The 22,829-nt window shown below is 64.3% G+C and carries 25 protein-coding genes; 7 read left to right on the top strand and 18 right to left on the bottom strand.

Annotated features, from left to right (window positions below; translation table 11 throughout):
* Positions 1-154 precede the first annotated feature (154 nt).
* Positions 155-2,368, top strand: a complete 2,214-nt coding sequence (locus ACX80C_RS02855) for an ATP-dependent DNA helicase RecG (protein WP_459324719.1) — start codon at positions 155-157, stop codon at positions 2,366-2,368.
* Positions 2,369-2,377: 9 nt separating this feature from the next.
* Here the strand turns inward: ACX80C_RS02855 and ACX80C_RS02850 are convergent, their stop codons facing one another.
* The 3 genes from ACX80C_RS02850 to ACX80C_RS02840 form a co-directional block, all read right to left on the bottom strand.
* The gene (locus ACX80C_RS02850; protein ID WP_459324718.1) at positions 2,378-2,734 is read right to left on the bottom strand and encodes a GNAT family N-acetyltransferase; all 357 of its coding nucleotides are present in this window, start codon (positions 2,732-2,734) and stop codon (positions 2,378-2,380) included.
* Entirely contained in the window at positions 2,731-3,060 is a 330-nt protein-coding gene (locus ACX80C_RS02845; RefSeq protein ID WP_459324717.1) for a hypothetical protein, read from the bottom strand. Before ACX80C_RS02845 ends, ACX80C_RS02850 begins: the two co-directional genes overlap by 4 nt.
* Positions 3,061-3,156: 96 nt before the next feature.
* Complete coding sequence (locus tag ACX80C_RS02840; RefSeq protein ID WP_459324716.1) at positions 3,157-3,894, bottom strand: ANTAR domain-containing protein; 738 nt, start codon at positions 3,892-3,894, stop codon at positions 3,157-3,159.
* A gap of 259 nt (positions 3,895-4,153) precedes the next feature.
* Between ACX80C_RS02840 and ACX80C_RS02835 the strand changes: the two genes are divergently transcribed.
* Both ACX80C_RS02835 and ACX80C_RS02830 read left to right on the top strand, forming a co-directional pair.
* The gene (locus ACX80C_RS02835; RefSeq protein ID WP_459324715.1) at positions 4,154-4,873 is read left to right on the top strand and encodes a GAF and ANTAR domain-containing protein; all 720 of its coding nucleotides are present in this window, start codon (positions 4,154-4,156) and stop codon (positions 4,871-4,873) included.
* Positions 4,874-4,883: 10 nt separating this feature from the next.
* Entirely contained in the window at positions 4,884-5,243 is a 360-nt protein-coding gene (locus ACX80C_RS02830; RefSeq protein WP_459324714.1) for a hypothetical protein, read from the top strand.
* 25 nt (positions 5,244-5,268) lie between these two features.
* On the opposite strand, the gene ACX80C_RS02825 is transcribed toward ACX80C_RS02830, so the two are convergent.
* Entirely contained in the window at positions 5,269-5,523 is a 255-nt protein-coding gene (locus ACX80C_RS02825; protein ID WP_459324713.1) for a hypothetical protein, read from the bottom strand.
* A 229-nt stretch (positions 5,524-5,752) separates the two neighbouring features.
* Here ACX80C_RS02825 and ACX80C_RS02820 point away from each other — a divergent pair, with 229 nt between their 5' ends.
* Positions 5,753-6,661 carry a YsnF/AvaK domain-containing protein gene (locus ACX80C_RS02820; protein WP_459324712.1) on the top strand — a complete coding sequence of 303 codons (909 nt, stop codon included), beginning with the start codon at positions 5,753-5,755 and terminating at the stop codon, positions 6,659-6,661.
* 18 nt (positions 6,662-6,679) lie between these two features.
* Positions 6,680-7,033, top strand: coding sequence for a hypothetical protein (locus ACX80C_RS02815; RefSeq protein ID WP_459324711.1), 354 nt, complete (start codon positions 6,680-6,682; stop codon positions 7,031-7,033).
* A gap of 14 nt (positions 7,034-7,047) precedes the next feature.
* Here ACX80C_RS02815 and ACX80C_RS02810 read toward each other — a convergent pair whose 3' ends face one another.
* Both ACX80C_RS02810 and ACX80C_RS02805 read right to left on the bottom strand, forming a co-directional pair.
* Positions 7,048-7,722 (bottom strand): class F sortase, encoded by a 675-nt coding sequence (locus ACX80C_RS02810; protein ID WP_459324710.1) that lies wholly within the window; start codon positions 7,720-7,722, stop codon positions 7,048-7,050.
* A 9-nt stretch (positions 7,723-7,731) separates the two neighbouring features.
* Entirely contained in the window at positions 7,732-8,691 is a 960-nt protein-coding gene (locus ACX80C_RS02805) for a hypothetical protein (protein ID WP_459324709.1), read from the bottom strand.
* 238 nt (positions 8,692-8,929) lie between these two features.
* Here ACX80C_RS02805 and rsmD point away from each other — a divergent pair, with 238 nt between their 5' ends.
* Together rsmD and ACX80C_RS02795 are read left to right on the top strand one after the other, a co-directional pair.
* Positions 8,930-9,496 carry a 16S rRNA (guanine(966)-N(2))-methyltransferase RsmD gene (rsmD, locus tag ACX80C_RS02800; RefSeq protein ID WP_459324708.1) on the top strand — a complete coding sequence of 189 codons (567 nt, stop codon included), beginning with the start codon at positions 8,930-8,932 and terminating at the stop codon, positions 9,494-9,496.
* Positions 9,497-9,644: 148 nt separating this feature from the next.
* Positions 9,645-11,039 carry a UDP-glucose dehydrogenase family protein gene (locus tag ACX80C_RS02795; RefSeq protein WP_459324707.1) on the top strand — a complete coding sequence of 465 codons (1,395 nt, stop codon included), beginning with the start codon at positions 9,645-9,647 and terminating at the stop codon, positions 11,037-11,039.
* 98 nt (positions 11,040-11,137) lie between these two features.
* Here the strand turns inward: ACX80C_RS02795 and ACX80C_RS02790 are convergent, their stop codons facing one another.
* From ACX80C_RS02790 to ACX80C_RS02735, 12 genes are all read right to left on the bottom strand, one after another.
* Positions 11,138-11,557, bottom strand: coding sequence for a PIN domain-containing protein (locus ACX80C_RS02790; RefSeq protein ID WP_459324706.1), 420 nt, complete (start codon positions 11,555-11,557; stop codon positions 11,138-11,140).
* On the bottom strand, positions 11,554-11,877 hold the full coding sequence (locus tag ACX80C_RS02785) for a FitA-like ribbon-helix-helix domain-containing protein (RefSeq protein ID WP_459324705.1): 324 nt from the start codon (positions 11,875-11,877) through the stop codon (positions 11,554-11,556). Before ACX80C_RS02785 ends, ACX80C_RS02790 begins: the two co-directional genes overlap by 4 nt.
* A gap of 274 nt (positions 11,878-12,151) precedes the next feature.
* Positions 12,152-12,433 (bottom strand): hypothetical protein, encoded by a 282-nt coding sequence (locus tag ACX80C_RS02780; RefSeq protein ID WP_459324704.1) that lies wholly within the window; start codon positions 12,431-12,433, stop codon positions 12,152-12,154.
* 105 nt (positions 12,434-12,538) lie between these two features.
* On the bottom strand, positions 12,539-13,618 hold the full coding sequence (locus ACX80C_RS02775; protein ID WP_459325085.1) for a phosphotransferase: 1,080 nt from the start codon (positions 13,616-13,618) through the stop codon (positions 12,539-12,541).
* Entirely contained in the window at positions 13,618-14,802 is a 1,185-nt protein-coding gene (locus tag ACX80C_RS02770) for a phosphotransferase family protein (RefSeq protein WP_459324703.1), read from the bottom strand. Before ACX80C_RS02770 ends, ACX80C_RS02775 begins: the two co-directional genes overlap by 1 nt.
* A gap of 5 nt (positions 14,803-14,807) precedes the next feature.
* Positions 14,808-16,631, bottom strand: a complete 1,824-nt coding sequence (locus ACX80C_RS02765) for an ABC transporter ATP-binding protein (RefSeq protein WP_459324701.1) — start codon at positions 16,629-16,631, stop codon at positions 14,808-14,810.
* Positions 16,628-17,758 carry a glycosyltransferase family 4 protein gene (locus tag ACX80C_RS02760; RefSeq protein ID WP_459324700.1) on the bottom strand — a complete coding sequence of 377 codons (1,131 nt, stop codon included), beginning with the start codon at positions 17,756-17,758 and terminating at the stop codon, positions 16,628-16,630. Before ACX80C_RS02760 ends, ACX80C_RS02765 begins: the two co-directional genes overlap by 4 nt.
* Entirely contained in the window at positions 17,755-19,020 is a 1,266-nt protein-coding gene (locus ACX80C_RS02755) for a glycosyltransferase family 4 protein (protein WP_459324699.1), read from the bottom strand. Before ACX80C_RS02755 ends, ACX80C_RS02760 begins: the two co-directional genes overlap by 4 nt.
* Positions 19,007-20,218, bottom strand: a complete 1,212-nt coding sequence (locus ACX80C_RS02750) for a glycosyltransferase family protein (RefSeq protein ID WP_459324698.1) — start codon at positions 20,216-20,218, stop codon at positions 19,007-19,009. The genes ACX80C_RS02755 and ACX80C_RS02750 overlap by 14 nt, the downstream gene beginning before the upstream one ends.
* Positions 20,219-20,331: 113 nt before the next feature.
* Complete coding sequence (locus ACX80C_RS02745; protein ID WP_459324697.1) at positions 20,332-20,637, bottom strand: DUF1540 domain-containing protein; 306 nt, start codon at positions 20,635-20,637, stop codon at positions 20,332-20,334.
* A 118-nt stretch (positions 20,638-20,755) separates the two neighbouring features.
* Positions 20,756-21,532: a spermidine synthase gene (locus ACX80C_RS02740; RefSeq protein ID WP_459324696.1), complete on the bottom strand. Its 777-nt coding sequence runs from the start codon at positions 21,530-21,532 to the stop codon at positions 20,756-20,758.
* Positions 21,529-22,734, bottom strand: coding sequence for an aminotransferase class I/II-fold pyridoxal phosphate-dependent enzyme (locus tag ACX80C_RS02735; protein WP_459325084.1), 1,206 nt, complete (start codon positions 22,732-22,734; stop codon positions 21,529-21,531). The genes ACX80C_RS02740 and ACX80C_RS02735 overlap by 4 nt, the downstream gene beginning before the upstream one ends.
* Positions 22,735-22,829 lie beyond the last annotated feature (95 nt).

The following is a 22,829-nucleotide window of genomic DNA, read 5'->3' as shown; positions in this document are numbered from 1 at the left end:
GTACACTGCCTCTGTGACCGCCCGCCGTACGTATTAGTAAGCAGGCTGTCTATGGTTCGGAGTCACCGCCTCGGAGGATTGTCGGTGCCCTCGACTAAGCTCGAATCGTCCGCCCATCCGGGCGGCTTTGCTGACTCGACCCCAGGAAAGGGTTATGGAGAACAGACGTCCGGCTGAACTTGCCACCCCGCTGGACCCGGAAGTTATTGGGAAGCAGGGCGTCAAGGAACTCGGGAACGCCCTGGGTATCCACACCATCGGCCAGCTCCTCAACCACTTCCCACGCGCCTACCTGGACCACCGGGAACCCACCCCCCTGAGCGAGCTTCCATTGGGGGAGGAGGTCACCCTCATCGCCCGGGTGCAGTCCGCCAATGATCGCCGTATGCGCACGCGGAAAGGGATGCTGCTGGAGGTGGTGGTGACGGACGACGACGCCGGCCGCCTCGGCACCATGCACCTCACCTTTTTCAACGGGTATACCGCTAAACGCGAGCTCACCCCGGGGATCCGCGCGGCCTTCACCGGTAAGACCGGCAGCTACCGCGGCCAGCTCACGCTGACCAATCCGCGGTACTCTCTCCTGCACGACGACGGCGCAGCGGACCTTGAACTCCTCAAGCCAACTCCCGTCTATCCCGCGTCCGAGGGGATCGCCAGCGGCTCGATCCAGGAGTACATCGGCAAGGCGCTGGACAGCCTGGTCCACTCCCAGCTGAACGATCCCATTCCCTTCGACATCGCCCGCCGCGACAAGTTCATGAACATCACCCAGGCGTACGAGATGATTCACCGCCCCCGGCAGGTGGAGGACGCCTACCGCGCACAGCACCGCTTCCGCTACCAGGAGGCACTGGTCCTGCAGACGGCACTGGCACGACGCCGGGTCCAGACGCTCGCCGAGGAAGCCACTGCGCGTCCACCCCGCGCCGGCGGGCTACTGGAGCAGTTCGACGCCGCGCTTCCGTTCACCCTCACCGACGGCCAGTTGGTGGTGGGGGAGCAGCTGGCCGGGGATCTCGCCGCGGCGCACCCGATGAACCGTCTGCTGCAGGGCGAGGTGGGCTCCGGTAAAACCCTGGTTGCGCTGCGGGCGATGCTGCAGGTGATCGACGCCGGCGGTCAGGCCGCGCTGCTGGCGCCCACCGAAGTCCTCGCCGCCCAGCACTACCAGTCCATCACCCGCACCCTTGGGCCGCTCGCGGAGGGCGGCATGCTCGGTGGTGCCGCGGACGGAACCAGGGTGGTGCTGCTGACAGGTTCCATGTCCACGGCCCAGCGGCGGCAAGCGATGCTTGATGCCGCATCGGGGGACGCCGGAATTGTGATTGGAACGCACGCGCTGCTATCCGAGAACGTCCAGTTTTTCGACCTGGGGCTGATCGTGGTGGATGAACAGCACCGCTTCGGTGTGGAGCAGCGCGATGCGCTCCGAGCCAAGGCCTCCGCTACACCGCACGTACTGGTGATGACGGCCACGCCTATTCCCCGCACCGTCGCCATGACGGTATTCGGTGACCTCGATGTCTCCACCCTCACCGAGCTCCCCGCAGGGCGGGCACCCATCGCCACCCACGTCGTCGGGCTTTCCGAGAATCCGCGCTGGATTTCGCGGGTGTGGGCGCGTGCGCGGGAAGAGATCGATGCCGGGCGGCAGGTGTACGTGGTGTGTCCGAAGATCGGTGACGCGCAGTCGGATAGTGACAGCCCGGACGCCATCGAGCTCTACGAGGGTCCGCCGGCGAACAAGCAGCAGCTGACGTCCGTCGTCGAACTCTTCGAGTCACTGGCGGAAGTTCCCGCAATGGACGGGATCAGCATGGGCGTTCTCCACGGCCGGCTGGATCCGGTCGAGAAATCGGAAACCATGGCGCGCTTCAATGAGAATGCCGTGAGCCTGTTGGTATCCACAACGGTGATCGAGGTGGGTGTTGACGTGCCCAATGCAACGCTGATGGTGATCATGGACGCGGACCGATTCGGCATTTCGCAGCTGCACCAGTTGCGCGGCAGGATCGGGCGGGGCGGGCACCCGGGAACGTGCCTCCTGGTCACCGGGCTGGAGCCGGAGCATCCCAGCCGGGAGCGGCTGGACGCCGTTGCCTCCACTACGGACGGATTCGAACTTTCCCAGAAGGATCTCGAGTTGCGGAGGGAGGGCGACATCCTGGGCGCTTCCCAGTCAGGTGGCCGCTCCGCCCTGCGTTTCCTGAAGGTGATCCAGCATGCAAGTGTGATCGAGAAGGCCCGGAAGGACGCGCAGCAACTGATCGAAGCGGACCCGGCGCTCACGGAACACCCGGAACTGGAAGAGGCGCTGGATCTTTACCTCAACGAGGAGAAGGAAGCCTTCCTCGAGCGGGGGTGAGTAGGACTCCTAGTACGCGCGTGGCGCCCGTGCTGACGGGAGAAGCCGGAAACGGGACCGCTCCGAGGCTGGTATCAGCGCCGTCAACTCGCGATGGCCGGCCAGGTAGCTCCGGACGACAGGGCAGAACGGCATGATGGAGAGCCGGCGCTTGTGCAGGTTCTCCAGCACGTTACCCACGAGGTAGGTATCCAACCGGGCGTGCCTGAACCGCCGGTCAATCATCGTGTGAAGGAGCCAGACCTGACCGTTGCGTGATTCGTACTGCACGTGGCCGGCATGGTCGCCATCGACATACAGCTCAAAGCGGCTCAGCCGGGCGTTGTCACGGACCGCGGTTCTTAACTGCTGGCTCGACTTCATCATGCCACCACCAGTTCAGGGCGATCAGACTGCACAAGTCGCGGGCAAACTGGAAACTCATCGGGGCAATGCATCGACACCGCATGAGGATCTTGAGTGGTTGTGTGCGCCTGAATGTGCGATTGCAGAACCTCAATCGCCTCGGGGTCGATGTGCATGGCGTCTTGAAGGTCAATACGAACACTCACACCACCGGCAAGTGAACGTGTCCTACGGACTATCGGGAGCAGGGCCTGGACACTATCAATAGTGAGACAGCCGGTAACAGCCATGACCGCCGATGTATCGCTCAGATCGAGACGGACCAGCACCTTGAGCTTGTGGTTCACGAGGGACCTCCACAGAAAAATATCCTGTGGCTCGCTGCTGAACCTGAGTTCAACTGTACAAGATGAACAGCCTGCTGATCAATCTCCTTAGACGATCTAACTATCGAAGTGAGTCTGCACTTCCGCCGAACCGCCGGCGGAAGCAACAACTGCCGCCGCGACCTCGCGCAGCTTGATATTGCGGTGGCTGGAGGCATCCTGGAGAAGCTTGAAGGCGTCCTGCTGGGTGCAGCGGTTCTGGCCCATCAGTATCCCCACCGCAACATCAATAACAGTGCGGGATTCCAGCGCCGCTTTAAGATCGTGATTAATTTCCCGATCGCCCGCAACCTTGACTGCCAGGCTGAGTGCCCGGGACGTGCGCAGCGCATGGGCTTTTGCCGTCCGGATGGCTTCCGCACTGAACCTGTCCGGCGATTCGCTGTACAGGTTCAACGCCGCCTTGGCATCTCCAACCAGGTCAAACGGGACGGCCAGGATAGAGCGCATGCCCTGGCCGGTGATTTCCGCGGCGTACTCCGGCCAACGCAACTCGTGGGTGAGATCCGGGGCATACATAACTTTCTGTTCGCGTGATGCTCGCAAACACGGGCCGTCGTCGTAGCTGTACTGAATCTCGTCCATAGCCCGGCCACGCTCATTGCTGCTGGCAATTGTTGCCGCCCGATTGTGCCGCAGCAGTGTCACTCCGCAGAGCAACTCGCCGTCCTCATCGAGCTGCTCGACCGAGAAGCGGGCGAGCTCGGAGAGGAAGTCGTGGACATCCTTGCTGTCCAGCACGGCATCGACCAGCCGGCCTTCCGGTAAAAGCTCCTGGGACTCTTGATCGGCCATGCGGCCTCAATTCACGTTGCGCCCTGCAATATGCTGGAATACCCCGGACGCCGTGACTACGCAGGCGAGGTGAGACTCAGGCTCACGATCGAAAAGCTGGTGTTGCGACCGATTTCGGCCGTGAGTTAACTCTACCGCGCCGCCGGCATCCGTCGATTGTCTGGGCATTGGAGAGTAGGGTTGAAGATATCGGTTCGACTGCGTCGGCGTCCGTCGTTTGCGGTTGGCCCGATCCAAAGGAAGGTGGGAGCGACACGTCGTGAAATCTGACATCCCGCTCGATGAGTTGTCGCTCACCATGGCTCGGGTGAGCAATCTTCTGCTGACTGAGGAGACCGCAGACCGGGCAATTACCCAGCTGGCGGCTGCAGCTAAGGCGACGCTGTTAGGCGCTCTGGGCGCCGGCATAACCCTCATCGATTCGCGTGGGCGAAAAACCAGCGCAGGCAGCACGGATTCTCAGGTGAGTGTGCTTGACAATCTGCAGTACGAAGCCGGCGAAGGCCCGTGCCTCACTGCGTGGGCGTCCGGGCAGCCGGTCATCATCAACGATCTAGGTGCGGAAACACGCTGGCCGCGCTGGACGGCGTCGGTCTATGCAGAGCCCGTACGGTCGGTCGTGAGTGTCCCCTTGATTTACAATGCTGAACCGCTTGGTGCGCTGAAGGTTTACGCGGCGGATGCGGATGCCTTCGACAAGTACGCGGTGCAAACGCTTGTGCGCTTCGCCGAACCGTCGGCAATCCTCCTTTCACATGTGCAAACCTCGGCGCTTCCAGCCAAGCTGAGCGCCACACTGGTCGAGTCGCTGAGCAGCCGCAATGCCATCAGTGTGGGCAAGGGAATCCTGATGGAACGGCTCAACCTTGACGAAGAGGCGGCCACTGTAGAGATGATTCGTCAATCGCGAACACAGCGCGTGACCCTCCGATCAGTGGCGGAGCGGCTCATCTCGGATCGCCCGGTGAAGCACGCATAAGGCACGCACAATGAATTCCAGATCACCACAGGGGAACAGCGACGCTGGAAATGAGGAGACCCAGCGGCGCCTCATCGGCAAAGCAGTACGCCACTCACGTTTCGCGATCAATGATGTCTGGATGTACTACTTCAGCATCGGCGGAACCGTTGGGGAGTATGAAATAGAAGCCTTCCTGCATGCTTCCTATTCGTTGCCTCCGCTCCAGAGAGACATCCTGGCGCACGCCGTCAACGAAATGATCGACGAAATGGCTCCGCCGCCCCGCGCGCCCTATTGCGACGACATTGCTGAGGAGCGGCACGGGCACGCGGAATCCGGACGCGATTCACGGTCGCAGGGGAGCGCAGGAGAGCAGCACGACGCCTGACGGCGAACGTCAGGCTGCTGGCGAATCAGGCTACGCCCGATTTCAACTCTCGAAGCCGCAGCTCGTCGCAAATTGCCTCGTAGCGCTCCATAGCCCGCAGATTCGGTGATTCGGAGTCGAGTTCCTCGAAGAGGGCATCGGACATCTGCGCCAGTTCAGACTCCGGCACTGCGGAGAGGTCTACTGGAAAGGTGTCATCGGCGGGTGGCGCAATGCCGAAGCCTGCGTAAACATCATTGCTGATCAAGTATTGGAGGTAGGGCTCGAAATCAGAGTCCACATGAGCGTCCATTTAGGTGCACTCCCACAAGGTTGAAAGATCTCGTGGCTCGCTGCTGAACCTTTCGCCAGTTTAGCGGTATGCAGCTGGCTCGCAACACCCGGTACCGGTTCACAAGCCCATAAAAAACTAATAAGCATGCTTCCAATTAGGCGTCTACAGTGTCTAGTCTTGATCCACCGGGACATTTCGGGGGAGTCCTTGAGCCAATCAACTTCAAGGAGACGACATGATCACGCAGGAACACATTGACCGGATTCTCGACGGCAACGGAAACGTGGTTGACCAGGACGGCAACAAGATCGGATCTGCCGGACAGGTCTACGTCGACGACCACACGGGTGAGCCCAGTTGGGTGACAGTGCGCACCGGCCTCTTCGGTACATCCGAGTCATTTGCCCCGCTTCAGGGCGCAAATATGGATGGCGAGGATGTTCGAATTGCCTACACCAAGGATCAGGTAAAGGATGCGCCCAAGGTGGATCCGGACCAGAACCTCAGCGAAGCAGAGGAAGAGGAGCTCTACAGTCACTACGCCCTGACCCGGCCGGGTACCGGCACGGGCAACGGGTACGACGACGGATCGCCTGCCGACCACGGGACGTACGCCGGCACCACCACCGGCTCCGATGACATGGGTGATTCCCGTGCGGGAATTGCCGACGTCGGCGGCCGCGACCGCGACCGGGATCGCGACCCATACGACGCGGACCGGGGTGACCGCACTGTCGGCCATGACACGTCCGGTCCCACCACCGATGACGCCATGACCCGCTCCGAAGAACGACTTCACGTGGGAACCGAAGACCGCGAAACCGGACGTGCGCGCCTTCGCAAGTACGTTGTAACGGAGAACGTGACCGAGACGGTCCCGGTGCAGCGCGAGGAGGTCCGTGTTGAGCGCGAACCCATTACCGATGCCAACCGCGGCGATGCCTACGACGGACCGGACATCAGTGAAGAGGAGCACGAGGTCACCCTTCACGAGGAGCGTCCGGTAGTGGACAAGGAAGCCGTACCGGTGGAACGGGTCCGCCTGGACAAGGAAACAGTGACGGATGAAGAGACCGTCTCTGAAGACGTCCACAAGGAAGAGGTCGAGACAGAAGGAACCGAGCGCCGTCAGCGCGGTTTCTGATCGGAGTCGATGGCATCCATGAAGAAATTACTGCTTCAGGCATTTCGCTGGCTGGGCGCCGGGCTTCGGGAGGAATCCCTTCCGGAAGCCCGCACGGCCCCTGCTGAGGCAACGGATCTCTCTGAACGCGTGCGCCGGCTCAACACAGCACAGCTGTGCAGGGCGTGGCGGGTGAGCTTCCTCGCAGTTATCAGCGCCAAGACAGAGCAGGAGCTGGAGCAGCTGACGCAAAAGCGCAGGTTCTACCTGGAGGAACTGGAGCGTAGGAACCCGCGGGGCTTTGCCTCGTGGTTGAACTCCAACCCGCGTGCGTCAAGCGATCCGGAGCCGTATCTGCTTGATGACGCGAACGGACGGCAGGGCGCCCAGTAGCTCTTTGTTGAAGGTTAGGCCTCGTTCGCTGGGACTGCCGTGACCACCACGTTCTTGCCCCAGGGGTCTTCTGTGTAGCAGCTGATGAGTACCAGGCGGTTGGGCACGATGTCCCAAATGTCGCTGTCCTTCAGGGTGTCCTTGTCATGGGTGGTGATGGAGTCGACCTCGTACCGCTGCTCACCGGACTCGGTGTGCAGGATGACCTCATCTCCCACCTCGGTGTCCGTGCTGAGGTGGTTGAACGGTGCTTCGCGGTCTTCCCAGCTATGCCCGGTGATGTAGGTGGTGTCTTTCGAGCCGCTGCCGGGCATCCCGTAGTTGGTCAGCCAATACCCGTCCAGGGTGAACGGCGGAACCAGGGACTGCGACGCTTGGTCCTGTGGCGTGGGCGTCAGCGGCAGAACCGCGACGTCGATCCCCGCGGACTCGACAACCAGCCGCTCCGGTGCCGCGGCTTCGGGTCCTTCATCCGGTTCTGAGGCTTCGGCTGTGGTCGGTGTTGGTGCAGGTGCCGCAGTTGCGCTGGTTGCCGCGGGGGTGGGAGCGGTTTCGGGAGGTGCTTCCGGCCCGATTCCGCCGATGAGTGCCGACCCCAGCGCCAGCGTGGCCAGCACAGCCGCCCCCGCCCCCCAGTACCGCAAGCGCGGACGGGAAGCGGGGGCAGCTTCGTGCTGTGGTTCTGTCATGCGCTTGGGTTAGCCGCGTTCTACGCTGCGACGGCGAACTACGACGACGGCGCCGGCCGCAGCTACTGCCTCGAGTCCGGCCAGCCCGAGCAGGAAGGCGACGTTCGCCGGGTCCGTGGCTCCGGCGTCGGACACTGCTGCGGTCTGGATGTTCAGGCCGCGCTGCTGCTGCTGCTGCGGTACCGCAACCGTGACAGCAGGCTTCACTACGGCACCGGAGCACGCAGCGATGGCGGCGTCGCCGAGGGCAATCAGCTTGCGCGTGTCCACCCCAGCGGTCGCGCCCAGCGCTGCAAGGGCGCTGTCGATATCCGTTATTGCGCGACCATACTGCGCCTGCAGATCAAGGATCTTCGGAGAGGAGAACGCCGCCGTTGAGGCGGTTTCGAAGATGAGATCCGCCTCTTCCGATGCTACGAAAGCGGCATGCAGAGCAATGGCTGCTTCTTCTATATCCGCCTCCGCCTGCACAATCGCTTCAACCGCCGCGTTAGCCGCCAGTTGCGCCGCGTCCCTTTCCGCGACGGCCAAAGCGAGAGCTGCATCATCGCCAAGGGGCACGTCTGCGACGGCTTTTTCCGCCTGAGCGAGGCGGGTCAACGCCTCATCGTTTGTGGTGAGAGCTCCGTCGTACCGGAGGCTCGCTGCGTCGCTATTGGCAATGGCGACGTTGACTGCCTGATGCGCAACCTCGACGGCAGCGAATTCGTCGCTGGTTGAAAGGTCCGCCTGAAGAAACGCCTCATCGAGTTCTGGGCCAACAATATCCAGCCTTCCCGTTGCATCACGCAGGTCGTTCGCCAGAGTCAAATCAACGGAGGCTACACCAAGTTCAAAGCTGAGGGCGCTCTGTGCGGTCACACATTCGCTGGAGTTCGGTGCTGCTGTTGCCGGGGCCGCGGCAAACGCCGAGCCGGTTACCAGTAGTGCTGAGACACCTACGGTGAGCAGGCAGGAACGAGTATTCATTTGTAGTGTCTTTCCATGAAAAGCCCTCAAGTCCCCCTTGAGCGGCGCGGGCCGGACGCACATTCGCTGTCGCGGCTGCTTTTCGGCTGGACTTATTGCAACACGCCGGACGCGTTTCCACCAGTAGGCTTCGGATCTTTTGTTCGGCGAACGACACCCGATGACGCTCCGCTGCATCCGATGCAAAAATCATTACAGTTCAGCTGTTCATCGGGCGGGTGGAATAGGATTTCTCCTCATGAGTCGAATCATCGCCGGCGCGGCAGGGGGAACAACACTGACCAGCGTGGCGGGGCAGGCCACCCGGCCCACCACCGATCGCGTCAAGGAAGCAATGTTCTCCCGGCTCGACGCATACAACATCCTCACCGGCGCGCATGTGCTGGATCTGTTCGCCGGCTCCGGATCGCTCGGCGTCGAAGCCGCGAGCAGGGGAGCGGCCACTGTTGACCTCGTGGAGTCCGCAGACCGCGCAGCCGCGGTCTGCCGAACGAACGCCGAAGCGATCAACTCCGTACTCGGCTGGACCTGCGTGCGGGTGCACCGCTCGAAAGTCGAATCGTATCTGAACCGGGTTCCTGCCGATGCGCTGTGGGACCTGGTGTTCCTTGACCCGCCGTATCCTCTTGGGGACGGCCCGTTGATGGCCATCCTCGCGGCGCTGGCTCAGCACCTGGCGGAAGGCGCCGTCGTCGTACTGGAACGCTCCGCACGCTCGGGGGAGCCGGACTGGCCGGAGGGCCTGGCTCGCTTCGCTGAGAAGAAGTACGGCGAGACGCGCCTCTGGTACCTCGAGCCCGCCTAGATCCTCCTCGGACGCCGCCCTGCACCGAGCGGACAGCCGCGTCTCATCTAACTCTCATCTCTAGTTCATCTGCACCCCATGCGGCGTCCGTACGGTGTTTCACAGAGCAACATCAGGAACATCAACGAATGCAGCTAGGGGATTCATCATGCGGTTATCTGTCATTGGGTGCGGGTATCTGGGCGCGGTCCATGCAGCCTGCATGGCGAAGCTGGGACACGAGGTCGTAGGTATCGACGTCGACCCCGCAAAGATCGCGGGCCTCAACGAAGGACAGGCGCCCTTCTTCGAACCCGGTCTCCCCGAACTCCTCGCCGAGTCACTGGGCACCGGCAGGCTGCGCTTCTCCACCGACATGGCCGACGCCGCCGGCTCGGCAGTGCACTTTGTTGCCGTCGGTACACCGCAGAAGCGCACCGAAAACGGAGCGGACCTCACCCACGTCTACGCCGCAGTTGACGCACTTCTTCCCTATCTGCGTCCCGGCGACATCGTGGTGGGCAAGTCCACGGTCCCTGTCGGGACAGCGCGCGATCTCTCCCAACGGATCGCCGAGGGTTGCCCGGGCGCCTCGCTGGTGTGGAACCCGGAATTCCTGCGCGAGGGATTCGCCGTGCAGGACACACTTGAGCCCGACCGGCTGGTGTACGGCTTGGCCGACCCCGCGAATGGCGCCCAGCTGATCCTCGACGAGGTTTATGCGCAGGCGCTCGCCGACGGTCGGCCGCGCCTGGTCATGGACTATGAGACTGCTGAGCTCGTCAAGGTGTCCGCGAACGCGTTCCTCGCGACGAAGATCTCCTTCATCAACGCGATGGCTGAGGTGTGCGAGGCATCGGGCGCCGATGTGTCGCTGCTTGCTGATGCCATTGGGCACGACGTCCGGATCGGCCGGAAGTTCCTCAACGCCGGCCTCGGGTTCGGCGGCGGGTGCCTGCCCAAGGACATCCGCGCGTTCATGGCACGCGCCGGCGAACTCGGTGCCGACCAGGCCCTGACTTTCCTGCGCGAGGTGGACTCCATCAACATGCGCCGCCGCTCCCGCATGGTGGACCTAACCCGTGAGGTTTGCGGGGGTTCTCTGCTCGGCCAGCGCATTGCGGTGCTGGGACTCGCATTCAAGCCAAATTCCGACGACGTGCGCGATTCACCCGCACTCAGTGTTGCCGCGCAGCTCCAACTGCAGGGCGCGGCCGTCACCGCGTGCGATCCTGAGGCAGTCCCGAACGCTGCCCGGCGCTTCCCGGAGCTGGCCTACACCACCTCCGTGGAGGAAGCCGTCCAGAACGCAGACGCCGTGGTGGTCCTGACCGAATGGGAACAGTACCGGACGCTCGATCCTGCAGCTCTCGCCCGCTTGGTTGCGCGCCCGGCCATCGTGGACGGCCGCAACTGTCTGGAACCCTCGGTCTGGCGTGACGCCGGATGGACCTACCGCGCGCTCGGGCGGCCCAAAGCCGCAGCCGTCGCTGCCGCGCCGGTTGCCGTCCCTGCGGTGCCGGTTGCAGTGCCCGTGCCTCTTCCGGCTTCGCCCCTCGCCTGAGGGTCCGCACCACTTACTCCATCGACTCTCCCCAAATGGTCTTTTTGACGGGGCTCAGCGCCCTCAGAAGGACCATTTGGGGAGAGTCGATGTCCGGGTCAGGCGCCCGTCAGCTTCAGAATCTCCAGCTCGATATCAATACCCAGGAAATCCTCCGGGCGTCCCGTGGCGATTTTCATGTCGAGAACGCGCGCGGTAGCGGCCGGAATGAGGGTCGCGAGCGCGTATGTGTGTCCCTCCGGGTGAGGCGTCATCGCGAGCGTGGCGAGTTCAGCCGCGGCCTTCTCATCGAAGGGGAGAACCCGCCGGTGGAGCGCGCCGTCGAGCGCCGCCCGCATTGCGCGGTGGCGGGCTTCACGGAAGATCGTCTCCGGTGCCCGGCGGATCGCGGCATAGACCTCCGCCAGGGCCAATGCGGTGGTATGAGGCTTGGCGGGAAGTTCCTTCACCCACTCCTCGACCGCAGTATTATCTGTCCGGACCAGGGCCAGCAGCACATCCGAGTCCATGATCATCACGCCGCAACTCCCCGCTGCGGGTGGGTATCGACGCTCTGCATCGGCAGGTCAAGTATTCGGAAGACGGAGCGGCGCGGCGGAAGAAGTGCGGGGCTGAGCCTGACGAAGTCGACGGAGGTACGCCGCAGGTCGGTGTACCAGCGAGGCAGCGGAAGCATCGCGGCCGGATAGTTAGCCAGCTGTGATTCCCAGGGCAAGTCCGCGAACCGACGGAGGAGCAGGCGCAGTTCGGCTTGCATGGAGCGTCCGTTCGAGGCGGCAATGCGCCTGATCTCATCCGCCGTGTGCTGGTCAATGCCGCGAATACTGATATTCGGCATGGGTTCCTTCTCTCTGAATTTCGCCTGCGATGCAGGCATTGCATGCAATGAGTGCACCGCAGGCGAAATCCTGGAGCAAGGGTCTACTCCGCTACGTTGAAAAGTGCAGCCGAATCAACCCCTTTGGGGAGGAGAAGTGGCGTGGTGTCGGTGGCGCCTTCGGAGGAAAGCCGGCGGCGCAGCGTGGAACCGTAGTCGGCACAGCGCAGACCGGCGCAGCGTGGAACCGTAGTCGGCACAGCGCAGACCGGCGGAGTGCGTTAGGCGGGCGCCGTCACTCGTCGCGGTTGGTGCGGCGGTTCAGCCTGCGGGCGAGGTCAACGACGGCGCCGCCGCCCAGCACGATCGAGCCCGCCACCGCAGCGAGCATCAGATAGAGCCCGATGACGCTGCCCACCGCGTTCTGCGGCACGCTGAGCATCTCGAACCACTCGAGAGAGCCGCCGATCCAGAAGATCGCCACCGCAAGCAGCACCAGCAGCGCCGGCGCGCAATCCCAGCGCAAAACGCGCCGCACTTTTATCTTGACCGTTTCCTCAAACTGTTGCGTCCCCATGGCTCCAGTATTGAACAGCTAGCTGAGCTTTTCCCGCGTGTCGCAGGGCCGTTAGCGAATCGGGATAACACCGTTATGGAGCAGTGACGCGCGCTATGGGACAGGTCACATTCGAGCCTGGTCGGGCTCCCGGTCCAAGTCCCTACCGGACTCAATCCTGTCAAACCACGCCACAGCAACGTCCCGGTACGGGGGACGGAAAGCGTAAATGCAGGCCAGCCGGAGGGCCGTCGCTGACGCATACGCGCGCAAGCGTCCCATCGGAACGCCCATGCCGCCCGCGGCATCCAGGATGTAGTGCTTCCCGATCGCGGACGCCTCCGCAGTCATCAAACCCTGCGCAACCCGGAAGTCCAGATGGACCATCAGGTTCGCGAGATCGAGGGCAGGTTCGGCCAGGGCAAGGGTGTCGCAATCGATCACACCGATCGAGGAGGTGCCGGCGTTGAAGAGAAGCTGTTTGTCGTGCAGATCCCGATGCGCCAGTACCGCCGGAGAGGTATCGTCAGCCAGCGCCCGGGCCACGCGCGCCTGCACACGGCGCAACCTGTCCGCAGGTAGCCCCAGCGCGTCGAAAGACACAGCCTGATCAACCCAGCGGCTGACGGTCTGCGCTTCCGCCCGTGCGTCGTGCGTCGGCATGGAGCCGTAGTCCAGCCCCGGCGTCGTTGCGAACCGGGGCCAGCGCAAGGACCAGATCTGCCATGCCCTGACCCACAGGTCGGCTGCGTCCAGGCCACTGCGCTGACCCAGGTCATGCAGGCTCACGCCCGGGACCGCGCTGACGGCAACGCTGCTCTCACCGGCGGTAACAACGCGGGGAACCGCCAACCCGCTGTCCGCCAGTTTTGCAGCCACCGAGCGGTGCGCTGAGGCCACCGCCGCCGCCTTCCCCGGAGCGACAAACTTGGTGTAAAGCGTCTCCGAGCGGACGACCGCGCGCCGCTTGTAACGGTGCACCAGCAGATCGCCTTCCATCGCGGCCGGTGTGAGTCCGCGCAGCACCGGATCCTCACCGAAGGGGGCAATCCTCGCGAACCCCGCAGCATCGATGGTGCCCGCGCGTATCCGGCCGTTCCCTGCATCCACGGCCTCGAAAATCAGCCGTCCGCCGTCGCGGGGCCATGCCCGCTGCACGTTCAGCTCGGTCCCGTGCCTGTCCGCGAGGTGTTCCGGAACGTGCATCACCAGAGAGCCCCTTCGATCATCGCGAGACGGTCATCCATCTGCTGCCTCCACCCGGGCGTGCAGGCGCGGAACGGCTCACGCAGCCGGTTCAACAGGAAGAAGACCGTCCAGCCCAGCACCTCGGATTCGTTGACCGCATCCGGCCCGGCACTGTAGCCGTCTAGGAGCGCGGCGGTGCGGGGCAGCGTCAGCACGTCATCGCCCGCCGGGGAGTCCGCCGCCAGTGCCTCCATGGCCGCGAAGCTGCCCAAATCCGATGCAGCGGCTCCGTACGTACACCGTTCGAAGTCGATCAGCCGTACGTCACTTCCATCCACGAGCACCTGATCGGCGGAGAAATCCCCGTGAATCATCGCCGCGCGGCCCGGCCGGCGCAGCAGCGGCTCCAACGCGCTGCGCACGCGTGCCAATCGGTCCCCGTTCTCGGGCATCAGGGCGGCATTCTCCCGGACGAGCGACGTCAGGCGGCCGGCCGGAGCCCGCCACGCGTGCGACTGATGTACGGGAGGCTGCCGGTGCAGGAGCGAGAGCGCTTCACCGGCGGCGTAGGAAGCCGCGCCCGCCTGCGCAGGCTGCACGGTGCTGAGGTCACCCTCGCCGTACCAGGGCAGGTAGTGGACGTGCTTTCCCGTCGGCGTCTGCGGATCGAGCTCGGGTTTTGAAAGCGGAACCAGCAGCGGGACACCGTTCGCGGCAAGCCCGGCGAGCATGTCCGGCGTGGTCCACGGCGCGGCGACGCTGACCCTGCCCACCAGGGTGCCACCGTCGGGGCTGTCAACCGCGAAGACCAGCCGGCGGAACGGGTTGTACTTGAGCACCCGCAAAGCGGGGGAGGCGAAGTAGTCGCCGAACCCGCGAAACGGTCGCAGCGCGCCGTACAACCGGGGATCCAATGCAATCGGCCCGCTCGCCAGCACTCCGCCGTCAATCTCATGCTGCTCCAGCGGTATCCCATGAGCGACTGCGCGCCGGAAGGTTTTCTCCAACTTCACCGACGCGTCCGTGCTGTACGCGGCGACCCAGCGCACGCCGTCGTCGTCGTGCAGGCGGGCGACCGCCGAGACACCCCGTTTCCAGCGCAGGTGACCCGCGCGCGCCGGACGGCCAAGGAGGGAACTGAGGGCATCGGCGTCGAAAAACAGATCGAGAGCCGCCAAACCGGGATCCAGGGGCGTAGTCACGCAACTCATTGAACGCTCCCGACCGTGACGACAGGCGATTCCGGCTGCTCATCCTGGGACTTACGCTGCTGCTCCACCCAGCGGGCAAAGAGGGGATAGCGCATGAGCTCATCGGGCGTGCCGTCCAACAGGACACGCCCGTCCTGAAGCCACACCAGCCGGTCGCTTTTCAACGCCACGGACGCTTCATGCGTGATGGTCACCGTGGTGCGTCCGGCCGTCAGGGTGGAGAGGGCTTCGAGCACCTCAGAACGCGCATCATGATCGAGACCCGTGGTGACCTCATCGAGAATCACCACCGGCGCATCCCGCAGCAGGGCACGCGCGATCGCGATCCGCTGCCGTTGCCCACCGGAGAGTGTTCCACCGCGTTCACCGACCACGGTTTCGTACCCGTCAGGGAAGGCGGAGATGAATCCGTGCGCCTGGGCCAGCCGGGCCGCCCTCTCGATGTCCTCATCGGAGGCATCGAGGCGCCCGAACCGGATGTTCTCACGCAGCGTTCCCGTGAAGAGCACGGCGTCCTGCAGCACCAGGCTCACGTTCGCGCGAAGTGAGGACAGGGTGATGTCCTTGACGTCAATCCCGTCCAGGCGAACCGAACCGTCCATCGGATCCATCATGCGCACCAGCAGCGAGACGAGCGTTGACTTCCCCGAACCCGAAGGCCCCACAATCGCCGTGTTGCGGCCCTCCTGCAAGGAGAGGTTGAGCCCGGACAGCACCGGCGGTCCATCGCCGTAGGACGCGGACACGTTCCGGAACTCGAGTTCACCCCAGACCTTGCCGAGCGGCATCGCGGTGGGGGAGTCGGTGATGTCCACCTTCTCCTCGAGCAGTTCGGCCACCCGTTCACCCGACGCCGTTGCCCGCGCGATCCTGCCCGTGTACTTCGCGAGGTCGCGCAGGGGCTTCATGGCCGTTTTCAGGTACATGAGGAACAGCACCAGATCACCCGGGGTCATTGCGCCCTGGACAACACGCCATCCGCCGCCGGCCAGAACGACGGCGGTAGCAACACCGACGATCACATCGGTCCGGCGTTCCAGCGCGGCGGCGAGACGACGGGACTTCACGCCTTCCTTGAGGGTCTTCTGGTTGCTGCTGCCGAACCTGTCGGCGAGGGTACGCTCCAGCCCATAGGTCTGGACCACGCGAATAGCTCCGAGGCTTTCCTGCGCCGTATTCGCCAGCGAACCCTCACCCTTGCGGGTCTTACGGGCGGCGATGGTGATCTTGCCGGTGCTGATCCTGGAGAGCAGGACGAACCCGGCACAGGCAACGATCACCACGAGCGCCAGCAGCGGGTCCAGCCAGAACATGACGCCGGCCATCGCCACGAGCGTGATGCAGTTCGCGAGGAGCGGCATGCCCGCGGTCACGGAGACCTCCTGGAGCCGTCCCACGTCGCCCACCAGGCGTTGCACCGTGTCACCGCTGCGGTTCGCCGAGTGGTAGCGCGTGGACAGCGACTGCACGTGATCGAAGACCTTGCCGCGCAGCTTCGTCGCCACGCGGGAGCCCACCAGGGCAAAGGCCAGTGTGGCAAAGAAGTTGCAGACCGCGCGCATGCCGGTGAAGAACACCAGCGCCGCACCGCACGCCAGGAGCAGCATCGGCGTGGCAACCGGACCGGTGCCCGCGAAGTCCGCCCCGAGGCTACGGGTAACAGCATCCACCACGAACTTCACCGGCCACGGCTCCAGAACCCGGAAGGCCACTTCAAACAACAGCACGACGACGCCGCCCGCCATGAGCAGCTTCTGACCACTAAGGTGCGGTGTCAGGATGCCGAGGGTCCGGCGCAGGGGAGACACTGTGGTGCTCATAGTTTCACTCCGTCCACGATGCGTTCCAGGACGCTGTCCCAGCTATGGCTCCCGGTGGCCATCCCGCGTGCCGCTGAGGACATCGCTGCCCGGGCCACCGGTGCCGCCGCCAGTTCGTCGATGGCCGCGGCCAGCGCCCGCGGATCCGAGGGCTCAACCAGGAGCCCGGTGACGCCGTCGTCGATTATCTGCGGCACCTGGCCCACACGGGACGCGACCACCGGCAAGCCTGCCGCACAGTATTCATAGATCTTCAACGGGGAGAAGTACTGGTCATTGGCGTCCTGCGTCCGGGGGTAGGGCGCGGCGGCGATGGCGCATCCGGCGAGCGCCTCGGGAATTGACTCGGGCGGAACGGCGCCCGTGAACTCGACGTCCGCACCGATCTTCGCCGCAAGGTTACGCAGTTCCTCACCCTGCGGACCATCACCAACCACCCGCACTGTCCAGTCTCCCGATCCCGCAGCCTGCGCCTCAATAAGGGTTTCAACGCCGTGCCAGGGTTTGAGGGTGCCAACGAAGGCAACCACCGGTGTGCCTGGTGCCTCCGCGGCGGGCCGGATGCGGCGGACGTTCACACCGTTGGCGACCGTGCGGATGCGGTCGTGCTGCGGTACATCGACGCGGTCACGAACCCAGCGCGCCACCGGGTCGGAAACGCAGACCGTGCGTACCGCTGCTCCCACCTGAACCTGGAGTGCGTCCTGGGCTGCTGCTTCGTCGTGGAGCGTGCGGTGAATGCGCTGCTCATCAATCAGTGGCGCGTTGACCTCCAGGAAACCGGGGACATCCAGCGCGGCAGTAACCCTCGCCAGTCCGTCGCTGAAGAGGGAGTAGCGCTCGTAGACGGCCGCGGCGCCGTCGCCGGTGATCCGGTCAGCAAGCTCGCCGGCGGCCTTGGCCTGCGAACGCTCACGTTCGGCGCCCTTGCCCGTGACGGGCGCGGTGACTACCGGGACGTCGCTGAGATCGGCGGGAACTTCGCTGCCTTTGCGGGTGCAGTAGATTGTCACCTCGTAACCCCGGCTCCGCCAGGCACGGACAATCTCCTGTACATGGACAGATGCCCCTTTGCTGCCGAAGACCGGCACACCGGGGTCCACGCACAGGTAGGCGAGGCGCTTCACGGCGTCACCCGCTCGAGTTCGGGTGCCTCCGGGGAGACTCCTTCGCGGAGCGTCCGCAGGTGGGCGGACTGAACCCGGGAGTCGAAGTTCTGTTCGATGAGCCGGCGTGCGGCGTGCGCCGTACCGGTCCTGTCGAAGTCGGGGGAGGCGGCCGTGCGCAGCGCCTGCACCAGGTCACCGACGCTCCCTGCACGGACAAGCTGTCCGGTGCTGCCGCCGTCGTCGTCCGTGAGCAGGACCTCCGGGATGCCGGTGACGTCGGACCCGATGCAGGGCACTCCCATTGCCATGGCTTCCAGCAGCACCGTCGGGAGTCCGTCCGCGTTGCCGTCCGCGCCGATCACGCAGGGAGCCGCGAAGGTATCTGCCCAGCGCAGGAGCTCAATCACCTCACTCTGTGTGCGTGGGCCGAGGAGGCGCACATGCCCGGTCAGACCGTTGGCGCTGATCTGGGCAGCCAGGTCTTCGGCGAGTTCGCCGCCGCCCGCAATACGCAGATCCACTTCAAGCCCCGATTCCACAAGCAGCCGAACAGCTTCGATCAGCAGCCCGAACCCCTTCTTCTCGACAAGCCGCCCGACTGCCGCCACGCGGAAAGGTGAATGAACGGGCGTTGGAGCCTCGAACGGGAAGCGGTCCAGTTCCAGCCCGTTGTAAATGCGGTGAATGGTTTCCGCTGCTGACGGGGCAAGCTCGGAAAGGTAACGGAGGTTGAAGTCGCTCACCGTGACCGTGTGGTGGGCCTCCTTGAGGAGGCGCACAAGCTCCTGATGGTCCACCAGTTCGTGGTAGATGTCCTTGGCGTGCGCCGTGAAGGAGAACGGAACGCCGGTCAGGGCCGAGGCGATACTGGCGGTGCGTGCGGCGATCGACCCGAAGTGCGCGTGCAGGTGCGTGATGCCACGTTCCACCACGCGGGTTGCGAGCTCGATGCCCTGGTGCACCTCGGAGGCTTCGGCGTCGGCAATTTCCGGCAGGAGCGCGGCGAAGCGCTGGGCGAAGTCCGGGATGCCGCGGTGTGCGGCGGCGATGATGGGCCAACCCTCGGAAAGCTTCTGCGGACGTGTCACGTAGGTGACCGGTGCCTGCACACGTCCAAGCTCGGGGTGGAACCGTGGATCCACCGGCGGGCGCAGGGAAAAGATCTCCAGTTCTTCCCCGGCGGCTTCGCGGGCGAGGATCTCGGTGACAATGAACGTCTCCGAGAAGCGGGGGTAGATTTTCAGGACGTACCCGATCCGCGCAGGCCTAGCCGGCTGCATGATGCTGCCAATCCGTGGAGTTGTGCGTGATGGCGCCCGGTGTTGCAAGGAGTTCCTCAGCGAACCTGGAGGCGGCGGCCAGCCCGTCGAGCAACACGCCGGTCCGCTGCACCTGCGTGCCGGCCACGTCATCGAGCCACGTAGAAAGAGCATTCGGGGTGAACTGGTCCGGGTGGCAGAAGTCCAGCAGTTGGTGCCGCGCAAGTGAGCGGGCACGGATGAGCTGCTCCCTCCGGGGATGCACCCTCGGGACAATGAGCGCCGGCGTGGTGGTGCTCATGATCTCGCACACGGTGTTGTAACCGCCCATGGCGACGACGGCGGCCGCGTCCCGGATTTCCGACAGGGCGTCCCGCACAGACCCAAGCACTTCGGTGCCCGGCTGCGCTGCCGCTTCGATCTGCGCGCGGTGCGCCTTGGGCATCTGCGGGCCGGTGATGATGAGGTGTTCGTGACCTGCCGGGACGGCTGCGCGGGCCGCGGTCAACAGGACGTCAAGTCCGTCCGAGCCTCCGCCGGCCATGGTCACCACATAGGGAACGCCGGTGCTGCTGGTACGACGGCGGACCGGACGGCCCGCGGATAGGTACCCCGTGTGCCGCACGAGATGCGTGAGTTCGGGCGGGATCTCACCGGTGTGCACCGGGTTGTGGACCTCGGGATCACCGTAGACCCATAACTCGTCGAAGTCGTTGCGCACCTGATCGAGGTCCAGGGCGTCCCATTCCTTGCGTGCTGTGGCCGGACGGTCGAGAACTTCGCGGAGGCCGAGGACAATCCGGCAGCCAGGACGCTTCCGGCGCAGGCGGTCCAGCCCGTCGGCGAGTTCGTGGTCCACACCGAACGGATGCCGGTCGATGACAACCAGGTGGGGACGGAAGTCTTCGAGTACCGCCCCGATCAGCGAAGACCTCAGCTTGATGAGTTTCTTCGGTTTGATCGCGAGGTTTCGCGGGAGGTAGCCGTTTGTGCCCTTGGTGATCCCGGGCACCACAACCCAGTCCCAACCCTCGGGCGGCTCAAACCGGGTGGCCCCTGCAACGCCGGTGACCAGCATCCCGCTGACTTCGCGGCCGGACTCCTTGAGGCCGTTGGTGAGGGCGTGGGCCAGAGCGAGGTTACGCCGCGTGTGGCCCAGGCCCTGCGAATCGTGCGAGTACAGAATGACGCGCAGTGTGCGGCGTTTTTCCCGTGCCATGATCGGCCCCAACTTTCCCCGCAGCGTGGTGTGTGCCGCAGGGTTCCCATTTAGCCAGCCCGCTATGAGATGTTGGTGAGCCGTTCATGAGAGAGCTCTCATGGACTGAGGTACTAAAGGGCTGAGCCCTGGCGTGCTTCGTAGGAGAGGCAATCCGCGAGGTCCGAGCCTGAGCCGATCTTCACATCGTGCTTCTGGCACATCAGGTGGCTGTTGTGAACGCACTCGTTGCGCTGACAGGCTCCCACGTGAGCCAGCACCATGGGCAATCCACCGGTTTCGGAAGTGTCGATGAACGTGGCGCAGGAAGCGTGCTCGGGGCTGCCGCTGACCGTGATTGCGTAAGCGGTGCACCCATCGTGGTTGAAGGCGCAATTGTGAACGGTGCAGTCGGATACTTCGGTGATTTCCGTGGTCATGATTCCTCCATCATTACGGTGTTCTCGAAACTGCTTTTCCTCCGCGCTTGTCCTTCAACGGTACTGCTGTGCGCAGCCTTTTTCAGCAGTTCAATAGCGCATGATATATGCGCGTAAATCAGCCTTTTCCGCGGGCAAAATGCGCGTACTCGCCGCCGGTCAGCACTGCCGCCGGATGCGGCCCGGCGGCAAGCAGCGCAGGCATCCACTCAGGCGGCCACCGGGTTGTAGCAGCGAGGACGATGTTGCCCGAGCGCCGCCCGCTGAACATGCCCGCCTCACCCAGGGCGGCGACGTCGTACCCGGTCTCCTGGAGCATCCGCGCCTGTTCGCGGGCAAACCTGAACGGAGGATCGTCACCGACATTGACCAGCGCTACACCCTTCGCAGCGACGACGGCGGTCAGAAGGCGGTAAAACTCTGGAGTGGCCAGCTCAGTTGCGCCATCCGCGCCGGAGAAAACATCGAGGACGACGGCGTCAAAGGCACCGGGATCGGCAGAAGCGAGGGTGTCGCGGGCGTCCTCGATCAGCAATGAGCACCGGGTGCCTTCCGGGAGGGGCAGGTGCTCGAGCACGAAAGCGAGGAGTTCCCGCTCACGCTCGACCGCAACCTGTTCGGAGCCGGGCCGCGTCGCCTGCACATACCGTGGAAGGGTCAGAGCTCCAGCGCCGAGATGAAGAACACGGATGGGCTCAGAGGCCGGTCTGAAGACGTCCAGGACATTCGCGATCCGCCGCAGGTACTCATAAAACACGTGCCCGGGATCCGCCAGGTCCACGTGGGACTGCTGCGCCCCTCCGATGCTCAGGATGAACGCGCCGTCGTTGAAGGCGTCGCGGTCAATCTCCGCGTGCGCTCCGGCGTTCCTGAGGAAACGCGTCGGAACGCTCACAAGTGTTGCCGGAGGGTGGAGAGGCGTTCGGCGGCTTGGGCGAGCACGTCATCCTTCTTGCAGAACGCGAACCGCAGGAGGGAACGGGTTCGCCGGGCACCTTCCTCGTGGCAGAACACGGGAACGGGGATCGCAGCGACGCCCACGAGTTTGGGCAGGCGGCGGGCCAGCTCGGTGGCGTCTGTGATCCCGAGCGGCGCGGCGTCAACCACGGTGAAGTAGGTGCCCTGCGGCGTGTAGACCTCGAACCCGGCCGCCTGCAGGCCGGGATTGAGCAGGTCGCGCTTGCGCTGCAGGTTCGCGGCGATGCCGCGGTAGAACGCATCGTCGAGCCCAAGGCCGGCCGCAACCGCGCCCTGGAAGGGTGTGCCGGAACTGTAGCTGAGGAAAGATTTCACTGTTCGGACGGACTCGACCAGGTGCGCCGGGCCGGTCAACCAGCCGATCTTCCAGCCGGTCACCGAGAACGTCTTGCCGGCGGAGGAAATGGTGATGGTGCGATCCCAGGCGCCCGGCAGCGTCGCAACAGGGATGTGTCGCGAGCCGAACGTCAGGTGTTCATAGACCTCATCGGTGACGATGATCGCACCGTGCCGTTCGGCTACTTCGACAATGCGCGCCAGGACTTCCCGGGAAAACACAGTACCCATCGGATTGTGCGGGTTGTTGACGACAATCACCCGGGTACGTTCATTCACTGCCCGTTCCAGGGCGTCCAGGTCCGGCTGGAACTCCGGCGCCAGCAGCGGGACTGTGGTGTGCCGGGCGCCGCTCAACCCGATGATGGCGCCGTAGGAATCGTAGAACGGCTCGAAGGTGAGCACCTCATCACCCGGTCCGGCCAGGGCGAGGATGGACGCCGCAATCGCCTCGGTGGCACCGGTGGACACAACCACCTCACGGTCCGGATCAACGTTGAGGCAGTAGAAACGTGCCTGGTGGGCAGCTATCGCCTCGCGCAGGACCGGCAGCCCGCGCCCGGGTGCGTACTGGTTCATCCCTGAAGCAATGTTTGTGCAGGCAAGGTCGAGGAGGATGTCCGGTCCATCTTCATCGGGATAGCCCTGGCCGAGGTTGATCGCCTCGTGCGTGGCCGCGAGCGCAGTGATCTCCTCGAAGATGACGGTACCCAGTTGTCCATCAGCGGAGAGGAGGTTAGCACCGCGCGCAGTACGCTGCCAGGGGGAGAGGTGGGCATTCATGTCCTCCAGTATGTCGAACACCTCCCCGGGCGCACCAAAAAGCATCCTGGCAGACACGTTTGGTACATAAGCCCGGTATTTGGGCCGGGTACGCG

The sequence above is a fragment of the Arthrobacter tecti genome, assembly GCF_054511355.1.
Note: the sequence above shows the minus strand (reverse complement) of the source record. Positions and strands in the feature narration are given on the sequence as shown.

Coding starts and splice junctions, on each gene's coding strand:
- ACX80C_RS02855 (WP_459324719.1), top strand. CDS start 155: ATGGAGAACAGACGTCCGGCTGAACTTGCCACCCCGCTGGACCCGGAA.
- ACX80C_RS02850 (WP_459324718.1), bottom strand. CDS start 2,734: ATGATGAAGTCGAGCCAGCAGTTAAGAACCGCGGTCCGTGACAACGCC.
- ACX80C_RS02840 (WP_459324716.1), bottom strand. CDS start 3,894: ATGGCCGATCAAGAGTCCCAGGAGCTTTTACCGGAAGGCCGGCTGGTC.
- ACX80C_RS02830 (WP_459324714.1), top strand. CDS start 4,884: ATGAATTCCAGATCACCACAGGGGAACAGCGACGCTGGAAATGAGGAG.
- ACX80C_RS02820 (WP_459324712.1), top strand. CDS start 5,753: ATGATCACGCAGGAACACATTGACCGGATTCTCGACGGCAACGGAAAC.
- ACX80C_RS02815 (WP_459324711.1), top strand. CDS start 6,680: ATGAAGAAATTACTGCTTCAGGCATTTCGCTGGCTGGGCGCCGGGCTT.
- ACX80C_RS02810 (WP_459324710.1), bottom strand. CDS start 7,722: ATGACAGAACCACAGCACGAAGCTGCCCCCGCTTCCCGTCCGCGCTTG.
- ACX80C_RS02805 (WP_459324709.1), bottom strand. CDS start 8,691: ATGAATACTCGTTCCTGCCTGCTCACCGTAGGTGTCTCAGCACTACTG.
- rsmD (WP_459324708.1), top strand. CDS start 8,930: ATGAGTCGAATCATCGCCGGCGCGGCAGGGGGAACAACACTGACCAGC.
- ACX80C_RS02795 (WP_459324707.1), top strand. CDS start 9,645: ATGCGGTTATCTGTCATTGGGTGCGGGTATCTGGGCGCGGTCCATGCA.
- ACX80C_RS02785 (WP_459324705.1), bottom strand. CDS start 11,877: ATGCCGAATATCAGTATTCGCGGCATTGACCAGCACACGGCGGATGAG.
- ACX80C_RS02780 (WP_459324704.1), bottom strand. CDS start 12,433: ATGGGGACGCAACAGTTTGAGGAAACGGTCAAGATAAAAGTGCGGCGC.
- ACX80C_RS02775 (WP_459325085.1), bottom strand. CDS start 13,618: ATGCACGTTCCGGAACACCTCGCGGACAGGCACGGGACCGAGCTGAAC.
- ACX80C_RS02765 (WP_459324701.1), bottom strand. CDS start 16,631: ATGAGCACCACAGTGTCTCCCCTGCGCCGGACCCTCGGCATCCTGACA.
- ACX80C_RS02755 (WP_459324699.1), bottom strand. CDS start 19,020: ATGCAGCCGGCTAGGCCTGCGCGGATCGGGTACGTCCTGAAAATCTAC.
- ACX80C_RS02750 (WP_459324698.1), bottom strand. CDS start 20,218: ATGGCACGGGAAAAACGCCGCACACTGCGCGTCATTCTGTACTCGCAC.
- ACX80C_RS02745 (WP_459324697.1), bottom strand. CDS start 20,637: ATGACCACGGAAATCACCGAAGTATCCGACTGCACCGTTCACAATTGC.
- ACX80C_RS02735 (WP_459325084.1), bottom strand. CDS start 22,734: ATGAATGCCCACCTCTCCCCCTGGCAGCGTACTGCGCGCGGTGCTAAC.